This window comes from Georgenia phoenicis (assembly GCF_047302425.1).
In the GTDB taxonomy this organism is placed as follows: Bacteria; Actinomycetota; Actinomycetes; order Actinomycetales; family Actinomycetaceae; genus Oceanitalea.
The window spans coordinates 2656869-2670133 of record NZ_CP154855.1 but is presented as its reverse complement, the minus strand read 5'-3'; the positions used below and the strand labels follow the sequence as shown (position 1 = coordinate 2670133).

The window sequence follows — 13265 nt, the reverse complement described above, 5'->3', positions numbered from 1 at the left end:
ACCTAAACTTGGGTCAGTCGCCCTCGTGGAGGGCACCCCTCGACCGGATCGGAGGACCGATGCCTCTTTCTGAGTATGAGCAGCGGGTGCTCAGCCAGATGGAGCAGCAGCTCCGTTCCGACCCCCGCCTCGTCAGCACCTTCACCTCCGAGCAGCGCTACTCCGCGCGTCGTCTGGTGCTGGGCGCCCTCGCGGTTGTCGCCGGCCTCGGCATGCTCGTCGGGGGCGTCGCCGCCTCCCTCGTCTGGCTGGGTGTCCTCGGCTTCGTCGCGATGCTCGGTGGCGTCATGCTCGCCATCTCCAAGCCGCGGGGCGTCGCCCCCAAGGCCGCCCCCGCCGGCCGGCCCCGCACCGGATCCGCGCCGCGCCGCAGCAGTGCCGGCTTCATGCAGCGTCTCGAGGAGCGCTGGGACCGGCGCCGCGAGCAGCGCGGCCGCTGACGCCCCACCCCACCCCATACGCCGAGAGCCGGATTCCTCCAGGAGGAATCCGGCTCTCGCCGTATGAGGGGATCGGGCGCCTCCACACTCCTCCACCGGGGCGCTCCACATCGCTCCACCGGGGCGCTCCACATCGCTCCACCGGCACCCCCGGACCGCGATGACCGCGCCGTCGCGGGCCCGGTGACGCCCGTACGGCGCCGCGCCGCGGTCGCGGCCGCGGATTTCTCCTCCACTTCCAACCACAGCTGCTGACCTGCGCGGATGCACCCCGAACGGCGTGGCGTAGGGCGTCCAACCGTTGACGGGGGAGGGAAGTGGAGTAATGTGGGGCGCATTGGCGGCCAGTGGTTCGGGAAGGGTGGTGACCTTGCGTGTTTCTCGGCACCTACCACCCGCGCCTCGACGACAAGGGCCGCCTCATCCTTCCCGCCAAGTTCCGCGACCAGCTCGCCGGCGGGCTCGTCCTCACCAAGGGGCAGGAGCGCTGCCTCACCGCCTACCCGATGCGGGAGTTCGAGGAGATCCACGAGCAGCTGCGCAAGGCGCCGATCACCGACCGCCGCGTGCGTGACTACTCCCGCGTCCTGCTCGCCGGGGCCACCGACGAGCAGCCGGACAAGCAGGGGCGCATCACCATCCCGCCCCACCTGCGCCAGTACGCCGGCCTCGAGCGCGAGCTCGCCGTCATCGGCACCGGCTCGCGGGTGGAGATCTGGTCCGCCTCCGCGTGGGAGGAGTACCTCGCCGCCTCCGAGGACGCCTTCTCCGACACCGCCGAGGAGGTGGTCCCCGGACTCTTCTGACGACCCGACCTCCGCACGACGAGGTCTCTCACCGCGACTCTGACGCACTTCCCCGGCGCCAGAGCCCGGCGGCGGGAGTCCTGGTCGGGTGGTGGAGGGCCCCCGACCGCCCCGGTGGCGGAACCACGAACGACACGACCGAGACACGGAGGAGGGGCATGACCGACGACCGCAGCGCCGCAGAGCGCCACGTCCCCGTGCTCGCCGCACGCTGTCTCGACCTCCTCGCCCCCGCCGTCGAGCGCCCGGGCGCGGTCCTCGTCGACACGACCCTCGGCATGGGCGGCCACAGCGAGCTCGCCCTCCAGCGCTTCCCGCAGCTGCGGGTCGTCGGCATCGACCGTGACCCCCAGGCCATCGCGCTCGCGAGCGCTCGCCTCGCCCCCTTCGGGGAGCGCTTCACCGCCGTCCACGCCGTGTACGACGACGTCGACCGGGTCGTCGCCGAGCACGCGGGCGGGGGAGTGGACGGGATCCTTATGGACCTCGGCGTCTCCTCCCTCCAGCTCGACGAGGCCGACCGCGGCTTCGCCTACGCCCAGGACGCCCCGCTCGACATGCGGATGGACCCCACGCGCGGCACCAGTGCCGCCGAGCTCCTCGCCACGGCGTCCGTGGGCGAGCTCACCCGCATCCTGCGCGACTACGGGGAGGAGCGCTTCGCGAAGCGCGTGGCCTCCTCGATCGTCCGTCGCCGGGAGCAGCAGCCGATCCTGCGCACGGGCGAGCTCGTCGAGCTGGTTCGCGCCTCCATCCCGGCCGCGACGCGGCGTACCGGGGGCAACCCCGCCAAGCGGACCTTCCAGGCGCTGCGGATCGCCGTCAACGACGAGCTGGCTGTGCTCGAGCGCACGCTTCCCCGGGCGCTGGAGTCGCTCGTCGTCGGCGGGCGGATCGTCGTCATGGCCTACCACTCGCTCGAGGACCGCGCCGTCAAGCGAGCCCTCGCGCGCGGGGCGACCTCCTCCGCACCACCCGACTTCCCGGTCGAGCCCGAGACCCACAAGCCCTACCTCCGCCTCCTCACCCGGGGCGCGGAGGAAGCCGACGACGACGAGCGCGCCGCCAACCCGCGCGCCACCTCGGTGCGGCTGCGCGCCGCCGAGCGCACCCGCCCAACCCCCGACCACATGCGTCCAGGACCAAGGAGCGCCGCATGAGCGCGATGCCCGCACGTACCGCCGCCGTCGAGCCGCGCCGGTCCTGGCGCCCGCGTCTCCAGGTCGTGCGCAGCCCCGCGCCGGCCCGGTCCCTCGTGCCCTACCTCGTGCTGTGCGCGACGATCCTCCTCGGCTCGCTCGTCGCGGCGCTGCTCATCAACACCCAGATGGCCGTGGACGCCTACGCCATCCACGACGCCCAGCGCAGCCTCAACCGGCTCGTCGAGGCCGAGACCAGCCTCGTCCAGCAGGTCGAGGAGGCCGGTTCCCCCGCCTCGCTCCAGCGCAAGGCCGAGGAGCTGGGCATGGTGCCCGCCGAGCGCGTCGACTTCATCTCCCTGCGGGAGGGCACGATCCTCGGCGGGAGTGACCCGCAGTGAGCGGGCGCACCCTCGTCCGGCGCCACAACGCGGTCCTGGCCGTCCTCCTCGCGATCGTCATCGTCTTCGCCGGCCGCCTCGTCTACGTCCAGGCCCTCGAAGGCCCGCGCCTGGCCGAGGACGCGCTCAACAGCCGCCTGTCGCACTCGACGATCCAGGCCATGCGCGGGGACATCCTCGACGCCAACGGGGAGGTGCTCGCCACCTCCGTCCAGCGCTACAACATCGGCGTCAACCAGCTCAAGGTCCGTGAGTTCACGACGGAGATCGACGGCGAGACCAAGGAGGGCGCGGTCGCCGCGGCCGCCCTGCTCGCCCCGCTCCTGGACCGCGACCCGGCCGAGCTCGGCGCCGAGATGGTCGGCGACTCGACCTTCGCCTACATCGCCCGCGGCCTCACCCCCGAGCAGTGGCGCGAGATCCAGGCCCTCGGCATCCCCGGCATCGAGCCCGAGCAGACCTCCGAGCGGCTCTACCCCAACGGCAACACGGCCGGCAACATCCTCGGCTACGTCGGGCGCGACAACGAGGGGCTGGCCGGACTCGAGCTCACCTTCGAGGAGACCCTCCGGGGCGTGCCGGGCAGCAGCGTCGTCGAGATCGGCCGCACCGGGCAGTCCATCCCCACGGGCCTGCGCGAGACCGTCCCCGCCGAGCCGGGCGACGACGTCCACACGACGATCGACCGCGACATCCAGTTCCGCGCCCAGCGGGTCATCGACGAGACCGTCGACCGCTACCGCGCGTCGTGGGGTGCCATGGTCGTCCAGGAGATCGGCACCGGCCGGCTCCTCGCCGTCGCCGACTCCGACGCCGTGGACCCCAACAACTACCAGGCGAGCCCGCCGGAGAACCGCGGCTCGCGTGCCGTCCAGGCCGCTTACGAGAACGGCTCGACCGGCAAGCTGCCCACCTTCGCCGCCGCCATCGACGTCGGCGCGGTGACGCCGACGACGACCTTCACCACCCCCGACCGGTTCACGACGCCGTCGGGCCAGACCTTCTCTGACGCCGACCCGCACGCCACCGAGCAGATGACGGTCGCCGGCATCCTCGCGACGTCGTCGAACACCGGCACGGTGATGATCGGTGACCGGATGAGCGACGAGGAGCGCTACGAGTACTTCCGCGCCTTCGGGATGGGCGAGCGCACGGGCATCGAGCTGCCCGGCGAGACGCCCGGCATCCTCGGCTCCCCGGACACGTGGGACGGCCGCCAGCGCTACACGACGATGTTCGGCCAGGGCCTGGCCGTCAACCTCGTCCAGAACACCGCGATCGCCGCGGCGCTCGGCAACGGTGGCGTGTACCACGCCCCCCGCCTGGTCGACGGCACGACCGACGCCTCGGGCCGCTACCACGCCGCCGAGGTCCCCGAGGGCCGACAGGTGGTGAGCGCGGAGACCGCCGAGCAGATGATCACGATGATGGAGGGCGTCATCACCCAGGAGGGCACCGGTGTCCTCGGGCAGCTCGAGGGCTACCGGCTCGCCGGGAAGACCGGAACGGCGCAGGTCCCGGACGAGAACGGCAACCTCACGCGGACCGTCGCCAACTTCGTCGGCGTGGCCCCGGCGGAGGACCCGAAGTTCGCCGTCGGCATCGTCGTCTACCACCCGCGCCACCAGGTGCCGTCCTCGATCATCGCCGCGCCGGCCTTCAAGGACATCGCCGGCTACACCCTGCAGCACCTCGGCGTCCCGCCCTCGACGACGCCAGCATCACTCTTCCCCATGCGGGCAGAGTGAGGTCCCTGCGGATAGATTGTCGAGACGTGACTTCAGACCAGCTCCGGTGGGGGCAGCCGTGATCCAGCTCACCGTCGCCCAGCTCGCTCGAGCCGTCGGCGGACGCCCGGTGGGCGTGGACCCCCAGCTCCTCCTCACCGGGGGCGTCGTCACCGACTCGCGCCTCGCCGGGCCCGGCTCGGTCTTCGTCGCCGTCCGCGGGGAGCGGACCGACGGCCACGACCACGCCGCCGCCGCGCACGCGGCCGGGGCGGCCGTCGTCGTCGCCGAGCGCGCCGTCGACGCCCCGCACGTCCTCGTCGAGGACTCCGTCACCGCCCTTGGCGAGCTCGCCCGCGAGGTGCTCGCCCGGCTGCGGGCCGAGGGCTCCCTCCAGGTCGTCGGGCTCACCGGCTCGGTCGGCAAGACGACGACGAAGGACCTCCTGGCCCAGGTGCTCGCCCACGCCGGGCCCACCGTCGCGCCGCGCGAGTCCTTCAACAACGAGATCGGCCTGCCGCTCACCGTGCTCTCGGCCACCCGCGAGACCCGCTACCTCGTCCTCGAGATGGGCGCCAGCGGCCCCGGGCACATCGACTACCTCACGCGCATCGCGCCGCTGGACGTCGCCGTCGTCCTCGTCGTCGGGCACGCCCACATGGGCGGGTTCGGGACGATCGACGCCGTCGCGCGCGCCAAGGCCGAGATCGTCGCCGGCCTCCTGCCCGGCGGGACCGCCGTCCTCAACGCCGACGACGCGCGCGTGGCCGCCATGGCCGCCGGCGCGCCCGGGCCGGTCACCTTCTTCGGGCGCGGCGAGCGGGCCGACGTGCGCGCGAGCGACGTCACCCTCGACGAGCAGGCCCGCCCCTCCTTCATCCTCCACACCGACGCCTCCGGCGTGCGCGCCAGCCACCCGGTGCGCCTGGCCCTGCACGGGGAGCACCAGGTCGCCAACGCGCTGGCCGTCGCCGGCGCCGCACTCGCCCTCGGGCTGGACGCCGGCGCGGTCGCCCACGGGCTCAGCTCCGCCGAGCGGGTGAGCGCCCACCGCATGGCGATCACCGAGCGGCCCGACGGCGTCGTCGTCCTCGACGACGCCTACAACGCCAACCCCGACTCGATGGCCGCCGCCCTGCGCGCCACGGCGGCGATGCCCGCCCGCCGCAGGATCGCCGTCGTCGGGGAGATGCTCGAGCTCGGCCAGGAGGCCGAGCGCGCCCACGAGGACGTCGGCCGTCTCGCCGCGGAGCTCGGGATCGACGTCATCGTCGCCCTCGGCCCCGCGGGCGAGCCGGTGCGCCGTGGGGCGGGCGCAGGCCCGCAGGTCCACTGTCCCGCCGACGCCGATGCCGCCGCGGCCCTTCTCGACGAGCTTCTCCAGGAGGGTGACCTCGTGCTGCTCAAGGGGTCCAACGGCTCGGGCGTGTGGCGCCTGGCGGAACGGCTGGGGGGTGGCACCGCGTGGTGACCATCCTCGTGGCGGGGGGCACCGCCCTCGTCGTCGCGCTCTTCGGCACGCCGCTGTTCATCCGCTTCCTCACCAAGCGGAACTACGGCCAGTTCATCCGCCAGGACGGCCCCACCGCGCACTACACCAAGCGCGGCACGCCGACGATGGGCGGCGTCGTCATCATCCTCGCCACCGTCATCGGCTACGCGGTCGCCAACCTCACCGCCGGCCGGCCCCCGAACGCCTCCGGCCTGCTCCTGCTCTTCCTCATCGTGGGCCTGGGCGTCATCGGCTTTGCCGACGACTACATCAAGATCAGCCGGCAGCGCTCGCTCGGCCTCAGCGCCCGGTGGAAGATCATCGGCCAGGCCTTCGTCGGCATCACCTTCGCGGTCCTCGCGCTGCAGTTCCCCAACGAGAACTTCCGCACCCCCGGCTCGACCCACATCTCCGGCGTGCGCGACACCTCGATCGACCTCGCCTTCGCCGGCGCCTTCCTCGGGCTCGTCCTGTTCGTGCTGTGGGCCAACTTCCTCATCACCGCGTGGTCCAACGCCGTCAACCTCACCGACGGGCTGGACGGCCTGGCCACCGGCGCCTCGGCGATGGTCTTCGCCGCGTACACGGTCATCGCGATGTGGCAGTCCAACCAGAACTGCCAGTTCCTCTCCGACCAGAGCGCCGCCTGGTCCGCCTGCTACGAGGTCCGCGACCCCCGCGACCTCTCGCTCATCGGCGCGGCCCTCATCGGCGCCTGCCTCGGCTTCCTGTGGTGGAACGCCTCCCCGGCGCAGATCTTCATGGGCGACACCGGCTCCCTCGCCCTGGGCGGCGCGATCGCCGGCTTCTCGATCCTCACCCACACCCAGTTCCTCGCCATCGTCATCGGCGGCCTGTTCGTCATCATCGTCATGAGCGACGTCATCCAGATCGGCTTCTTCAAGGCGACCGGTAAACGCGTCTTCCGCATGGCCCCGCTCCACCACCACTTCGAGCTCGGTGGCTGGGGAGAGGTGACGATCGTCATCCGCTTCTGGCTCATCGCCGCCCTGTGCGTCGCCCTGGGCCTGGGCATCTTCTACGCGGAGTGGGTGACGGCGTGAGCGGGCTCGGCGACGCGCACGTCGTCGTCGTCGGGCTCGGCACGTCCGGGCGCGCCGCCGCCGACGTCCTCACCACCCTGGGCGCGCGCGTCACCGGGGTCGACCGGAGCGAGGCGACCGTCGAGGCCGCCGCCGCCGAGCTCGGCTCCCGCGTGGAGCTGCTCGCCGCCGCCGACGACGCCGCCCTCGCCGACGCCGTCCTCACGGCCGGGGCGGACCTCGCCGTCGTGTCCCCGGGCGTGCCCGCCGGCTCCCCGCTCCTCACCCGGGCGGCCGCGGCCGGCCTGCCGTGCTGGAGCGAGGTCGAGCTCGCCTGGCAGGTGCAGCGGACGGCGACGACGACGGCGCCCGCCTGGCTCACCCTCACCGGCACCAACGGCAAGACGACGACTGTCGGCATGCTCAGCTCCATCCTCACCGCCGCGGGCCTGCGGGCACCGGCGGTCGGCAACGTCGGCACCCCCGTGGTGCAGGTCGTCGCCGGGGGCGGCGTGGACGCCCTCGCGGTCGAGCTGTCCAGCTTCCAGCTCCACCTCACCCACAGCGTCGAGCCCGAGGCCTCGGTCTGCCTCAACCTCGCCCCCGACCACCTCGACTGGCACGGCTCCCTCGCCGCCTACCGCGACGCGAAGGCCCGCGTCTACGCGCGCACCCGCAAGGCCTGCATCTACACCGACGCGACGACCCGCGCGATGGTCGAGGAGGCCGACGTCGCCGAGGGGGCCCGCGCCGTCGGCACCGTCCTCGGCACCCCCGCGGTCGGGGAGCTCGGGATCGTCGAGGACGTGCTGTGCGACCGCGCCTTCGAGCCGCGCCGGCAGACCACCGCCGCCTCCCTCGCCACCCTCGACGACCTCGCCCACCTCGCCCCGCTGCCCGGCGGGCAGGTGCCCGGGCACGTCGTCGCCGACGCGCTCGCCGCCGCCGCACTCGCCCGCGCCCACGGGGTGCCCGCCGCCGCGGTCGCCGCCGGCCTGCGGGACTACGACGGCGGACGGCACCGGATCGAGCTCGTCGCCACCCGCGGCGGGGTCACCTGGGTCGACGACTCCAAGGCGACGAACGCGCACGCCGCCCGGGCCAGCCTCGGGGCGCTGTCGGAGGGCCGCGGCGTGTGGGTGGCCGGGGGGCTGGCCAAGGGGGCCCGCTTCGACGACCTCGTGCGGGACGTCGCGGACCGGCTGCGCGCCGTCGTCCTCATCGGCGTGGACCGCGCCCCGCTGCGCGAGGCACTTGCACGACACGCACCGGATGTGCCGGTCACGGAGGTCGAGGCTGGTGACACTGGGGGCGTGATGTCCCACGCCGTCTCCGCCGCCGCGCGGCTCGCCCAGCCGGGCGACACCGTGCTGCTCGCGCCGGCGTGCGCCTCCATGGACCAGTTCGCGAGCTACGCCGCCCGCGGGGACGCCTTCGCCGCGGCCGTGCGCGCGCTGCCGGGGGAGCGGGGATGACCGCCCTGCAGCCGGGGCGCCTGGGGCGGGCCGCCGCGCCGGTCGCACCGGCCGTGCGCCCCGGCGCCCGGGACACCGCCCACCCCGCGACCCGCGGGCCGGCCGTCCTCAGCTACTACCTGGTCGGCGGAGCCGTGGCGCTCCTGCTCGCGATCGGCGTCGTCATGGTGCTGTCCGCCTCCTCGATCGCCTCGATCCGGGACACCGGCAGTCCGTACGGCCAGTTCTTCAGCCAGGCGACGTTCGCACTCATCGGGGTGCCGCTCATGCTCGTCGCCAGCCGCATCCCGGTCGCCTGGTACCGCAAGCTGGCCTGGCCGGCGCTCGGCCTCGGGATGCTGCTCCAGGCGCTGATCTTCACGCCGCTCGCCCGCGGCGAGAAGGGCAACACGAACTGGATCTACATCGGCGGGGGCCAGACCATCCAGCCCTCGGAGTTCCTCAAGCTCGCACTCGCCGTGTGGCTCGGGCTCGTCCTCGCCCGCAAGGCCCACCTCCTGGACCGCTGGCAGCACGTCCTCGTGCCCGGACTCGTCGTGTCCGCCGCCGCGCTCGGGCTGGTCCTCGGCGGGCGCGACCTCGGCACCGCGCTCGTCGTCGCGGCGGTCGTCGCCGGGGCGATGTTCGTCGCGGGCGTGCCGCTCAAGTGGTTCGGTGCCGCCCTCGTCGCCGGAGCGGGAGCCGTCGCCTTCCTCGTGGTCCTCTCCGAGAACCGGATGCAGCGCATCACCGCCGTCTTCGGCGGCGACTGCGACGAGTCCGCCGCGTGCTACCAGACCCTCCACGGCCTCTACGGCCTGGGCACCGGGGGCATCTCCGGGCTCGGGCTCGGCGCCTCCCGCGAGAAGTGGGCCTACCTGCCCGAGGCGCACAACGACTACATCTTCGCGATCGTCGGCGAGGAGCTGGGCCTGTGGGGCACCCTGCTCGTCCTCGGCCTCTTCACCGTCCTCGCCGTCGGGATGTTCCGCATCGTGCGGCGCCACCCCGACCCCTTCGTCAAGATCACCACCGGTGGCATCACCGCGTGGATCCTGGGCCAGGCACTCATCAACATCGGGGTCGTCATCGGCTTCCTCCCCGTCATCGGCGTGCCGCTGCCGCTCGTGTCGGCCGGTGGCTCCGCCCTCATCGCGATCCTGCTCGCCATGGGCGTGGTCCTCGCCTTCGCGCGCGACGAGCCGGGCGCCGCCGCGGCGCTGCGCGCCCGGCGCGGGGTGGTCCGCCGCTCGCTGGCGGTCGTGGGACGTGGCCGTGGCTGAGCTGCGCGCCCTGCTCGCCGGTGGAGGCACCGCCGGCCACGTCAACCCGCTGCTGGCCACGGCCACCGCCCTGCAGAACCTGCCCGGAGGCGCGGAGATCACCGTCCTCGGGACCACCGCAGGGCTGGAGGCGCGCCTCGTGCCCGACGCCGGGCTGCCGCTGCGCCACGTCCCGCGCGTGCCGCTGCCGCGCCGCCCCTCCCCGGACCTCCTGCGCCTGCCCGGCCGGCTGCGCTCCGCCGTCGCCGCGGCGGCGCAGGCGATCACCGAGTCCCGGGCGCAGGTCGTCGTCGGCTTCGGCGGCTACGTCGCCACGCCCGCCTACCTGGCCGCGCGGCGGCTGGGGGTGCCCGTCGTCGTCCACGAGCAGAACGCGCGCCCGGGGCTGGCCAACCGGCTCGGCGCCCGCTGGGCCCGGCACGTCGCCGTCTCCTTCCCGGGCACGCCGCTGCCGCGCGCCGTGCTCACCGGACTGCCGCTGCGCGCCGCCATCGCCGAGCTCGTCGCCGAGCGCGAGACCGACGCCCCGGCGCGCCGCACCGCCGGCGCCGCCGCCCTCGGCCTCGACCCGCAGCGGACCACGCTCCTCGTCACCGGAGGCTCCCTCGGGGCCCAGCGGGTCAACGAGGCCGTCTCCGCCGGCGCCCGCGCGCTCACCGAGGCCGGGGTCCAGGTCCTCCACCTCACCGGCCAGGGGAAGGACGAGCCCGTCCGCGCGGCCACCGCCGGGCTGCCGGGCTACCACGTGCGCCCGTACCTCGACGACATGGCCAGCGCCTACGCCGTCGCCGACCTCGTCCTCGCCCGCTCCGGTGCCGGCACGGTGAGCGAGCTCGCCGCCCTCGGGATCGGCGCCGTCTACGTGCCCCTGCCGATCGGCAACGGGGAGCAGCGGCGCAACGCGGCCGACGTCGTCGCCGCCGGTGGCGGGACGATCGTCGCCGACGCCGAGCTCACCCCCGCCTACGTCACCGGCCCGCTCCTCGAGCTGCTCACCGACCGCGACCGTCTCGCCGCGATGGGCCGCGCCGCCGCCGGCGCCGGGGTGCGCGACGGCGCCGCCCGCCTCGCCGAGCTCGTCGTCGACGCGGCCGGGGTGACGCCGTGAGCCGCTACCACCTCATTGGGATCGGCGGGGCGGGCATGGCGCCCGTCGCCGAGCTGCTCGCCGCCCGCGGGCTCGCGGTCTCCGGCTCCGACGCCCGCGACAGCGCCACTCTCGAGCGGCTGCGCGGGCTCGGGGTCCGGGCCCACGCCGGGCACGCCGCCGCGCAGGTCCCGGACGACGCGACCGTCGTCGTGTCCACCGCGGTCCGTCCCGACAACCCCGAGCTCGTCCGGGCCCGGGAGCTCGGGCTGCCGGTCATCCACCGCTCCGAGGCGCTCGTCGTCGCCGCGGGGGACCAGGACTTCGTCGCCGTCGCCGGCGCGCACGGCAAGACGACGACGTCGGCCATGCTCGCCGTCGCCCTCACCGAGGTCGGTGCGGACCCCAGCTACGCCATCGGCGGACAGGTCGCCGGGCTCGGCACCGGAGCGCACCTGGGCAGCGGGCGCGCCTTCGTCGCCGAGGCGGACGAGTCCGACGGCTCCTTCCTCAACTACCGCCCCGCCGTCGCCCTCGTGACGAACGTCGAGCCGGACCACCTCGACCACTACGGTTCCCGGGCCGCCTTCGAGCAGGCCTTCGTCGACTTCGCCGGCCGCGTCACCGGCCTCCTCGTCGCCTGCGCGGACGACGACGGCGCCCTGCGCCTGGCCCGCCGCGCGAGCGGGCGCGTGCTCACCTACGGCACCGGCGAGGCGCCGGGCGTGGGGGAGGGGCACGTGCGGATCACCGGGCTCGACGTCGGTGCGGCCGGCGCCTCGGCCACCCTCGAGCGCGAGGGCGAGGAGCCGGTGCGCCTGGAGCTCTCGGTCACCGGCGCCCACAACGTCCGCAACGCCGCGGGTGCCTGGTGCGCCGGCGTCGCCCTCGGCGCGGACCCGCGGGCGCTGGCCGCCGCGCTCGGGGCCTTCCGCGGCACGGGCCGCCGCTTCGAGGCGCGCGGGGAGGCCGCCGGGGTGCGCGTCGTCGACGACTACGCCCACCACCCCACCGAGGTCGCCGCCACGCTCGCCGCCGCCCGCCTCGCCGCGGGCGAGGGCCGGGTGCTCGTCCTCTTCCAGCCCCACCTGTACTCGCGGACGCAGACCTTCGCGGCCGAGTTCGCCGCCGCGCTCGGTGCCGCGGACGAGATCGTCGTCACCGACGTTTACGCGGCGCGCGAGGACCCGGTCGACGGCGTCGACGGCTCCCTCATCACCGCGCGGGCCGAGGGCGCGCACTACGTCGCCGACCGGGAGGACGCCGCCGCGGCGGTGGCCGCGCTCGCACGCCCTGGCGACCTCGTCCTCACCATGGGCGCCGGGGACGTCACCGAGCTCGGTCCCCGCGTCCTGGCCCTGCTGGCGGAGCGGGCGTGAGGCCCCCGGCAGCGCCGCGTCAGCCGCGCCGCGAGCCGGGAGCGGACGAGGCGGCTGCGGCACCCACGTCCGAGCGTCCCGGCCAGCCGGGACGTCGGCCCGGGACGCCGGCCGAGCGTCCCGGCGCGCAGGTCGAGCAGCCCGAGGAGCGCCGTCGCTGGCTGCCCGTGCGCGCCCAGCCGGCCCCAGACGGCCCGCCCCGGCCCGGCTTCCTCGAGCGCCTGGCCGAGCGGGCCCGCGCCCAGCGCCGCCTCGCGTGGCGCAAGGTGCTCCTCGCCGCCGGGATCCTCGTCGCCGTCGGGGCGGTCGCCTGGGCGCTGCTCGCCTCGCCACTGCTCGCCCTCGACGTCGCCGAGGTCACCGTCACCGGTGCGGGGGAGGGCACGACCGTGCCCGAGGCGGAGGTCATGGCCCTCGTCGAGGAGCGGGCCGGCACGCCCCTCACCCGCCTCGACACCGGGGGGCTGGCCGAGGACGTCCGGGCGATCACCACGGTGCGCTCGGCGTCCGTGACGCGCGACTGGCCACGCGGCCTGACCGTCGACGTCGAGGCGCGCGTCCCGGTGGCCGCGGCGACCGCCGAGGAGGGGCTGGCCCTGCTCGACGTCGACGGCGTCGTCGTCGGGACCGCGCAGGAGCCCCCGGAGGGACTCCCGCACGTCACCGTGCCGCTGTCGGGGGAGCGGGCCGGGCAGACGCTCGGGGCGGTGCTCACCGTCCTTGCCGAGCTGCCCCCGGACCTGCGGGCGGAGGTCGCCACCGCCGGCGCGGTCAACCCGGCCTCGATCACCCTCCACCTCGTGAACGGTGCCGAGGTCCTGTGGGGCGGGCCGGAGGAGTCCGAGCTCAAGGCCGCGGTCCTCGCCGTGCTGCGCGAGCGGGAGGCGGCCGTCTACGACGTCACCGTCCCGCGCGCCCCGACGATCTCCAGCTGAGCGCCCGGAGGGATCCTGCGCACAAGTCGGCAACGCGCGGCCGACACGCCGGGACACTTTGCCGATCAGCGGCCCCACC

At 74.9% G+C, this 13265-nt stretch carries 12 protein-coding genes; all 12 read left to right on the top strand.

Annotation, left to right across the window (positions count from 1 at the left end; translation table 11 throughout):
• Window positions 1-59: 59 nt before the first annotated feature.
• The 12 genes from AA0005_RS12685 (at window position 60) to AA0005_RS12630 (ending at window position 13186) form a co-directional block, all read left to right on the top strand.
• Window positions 60-440: a DUF3040 domain-containing protein gene (locus AA0005_RS12685; protein WP_413450535.1), complete on the top strand. Its 381-nt coding sequence runs from the start codon at window positions 60-62 to the stop codon at window positions 438-440.
• 374 nt (window positions 441-814) lie between these two features.
• Window positions 815-1246 carry a division/cell wall cluster transcriptional repressor MraZ gene (mraZ, locus tag AA0005_RS12680; RefSeq protein WP_413450534.1) on the top strand — a complete coding sequence of 144 codons (432 nt, stop codon included), beginning with the start codon at window positions 815-817 and terminating at the stop codon, window positions 1244-1246.
• Window positions 1247-1404: 158 nt separating this feature from the next.
• The gene (gene rsmH, locus AA0005_RS12675) at window positions 1405-2406 is read left to right on the top strand and encodes a 16S rRNA (cytosine(1402)-N(4))-methyltransferase RsmH (RefSeq protein WP_413450533.1); all 1002 of its coding nucleotides are present in this window, start codon (window positions 1405-1407) and stop codon (window positions 2404-2406) included.
• Complete coding sequence (locus AA0005_RS12670; protein ID WP_413450532.1) at window positions 2403-2786, top strand: hypothetical protein; 384 nt, start codon at window positions 2403-2405, stop codon at window positions 2784-2786. Before rsmH ends, AA0005_RS12670 begins: the two co-directional genes overlap by 4 nt.
• A complete protein-coding gene (locus tag AA0005_RS12665) occupies window positions 2783-4534 on the top strand; it encodes a peptidoglycan D,D-transpeptidase FtsI family protein (RefSeq protein WP_413450531.1) in 1752 nt (583 codons plus the stop codon). Before AA0005_RS12670 ends, AA0005_RS12665 begins: the two co-directional genes overlap by 4 nt.
• 58 nt (window positions 4535-4592) lie before the next feature.
• On the top strand, window positions 4593-5984 hold the full coding sequence (locus tag AA0005_RS12660; protein ID WP_413450530.1) for a UDP-N-acetylmuramoyl-tripeptide--D-alanyl-D-alanine ligase: 1392 nt from the start codon (window positions 4593-4595) through the stop codon (window positions 5982-5984).
• Entirely contained in the window at window positions 5978-7069 is a 1092-nt protein-coding gene (gene mraY, locus AA0005_RS12655; protein WP_413450529.1) for a phospho-N-acetylmuramoyl-pentapeptide-transferase, read from the top strand. The genes AA0005_RS12660 and mraY overlap by 7 nt, the downstream gene beginning before the upstream one ends.
• A complete protein-coding gene (murD, locus tag AA0005_RS12650; RefSeq protein ID WP_413450528.1) occupies window positions 7066-8523 on the top strand; it encodes a UDP-N-acetylmuramoyl-L-alanine--D-glutamate ligase in 1458 nt (485 codons plus the stop codon). The genes mraY and murD overlap by 4 nt, the downstream gene beginning before the upstream one ends.
• Complete coding sequence (gene ftsW, locus AA0005_RS12645; RefSeq protein ID WP_413450527.1) at window positions 8520-9785, top strand: putative lipid II flippase FtsW; 1266 nt, start codon at window positions 8520-8522, stop codon at window positions 9783-9785. The genes murD and ftsW overlap by 4 nt, the downstream gene beginning before the upstream one ends.
• Window positions 9778-10893: an undecaprenyldiphospho-muramoylpentapeptide beta-N-acetylglucosaminyltransferase gene (gene murG, locus AA0005_RS12640; protein WP_413450526.1), complete on the top strand. Its 1116-nt coding sequence runs from the start codon at window positions 9778-9780 to the stop codon at window positions 10891-10893. Before ftsW ends, murG begins: the two co-directional genes overlap by 8 nt.
• Window positions 10890-12251 (top strand): UDP-N-acetylmuramate--L-alanine ligase, encoded by a 1362-nt coding sequence (gene murC, locus AA0005_RS12635; protein WP_413450525.1) that lies wholly within the window; start codon window positions 10890-10892, stop codon window positions 12249-12251. The genes murG and murC overlap by 4 nt, the downstream gene beginning before the upstream one ends.
• The gene (locus AA0005_RS12630; RefSeq protein WP_413450524.1) at window positions 12248-13186 is read left to right on the top strand and encodes a cell division protein FtsQ/DivIB; all 939 of its coding nucleotides are present in this window, start codon (window positions 12248-12250) and stop codon (window positions 13184-13186) included. Before murC ends, AA0005_RS12630 begins: the two co-directional genes overlap by 4 nt.
• The last annotated feature ends 79 nt before the right edge of the window (window positions 13187-13265 follow it).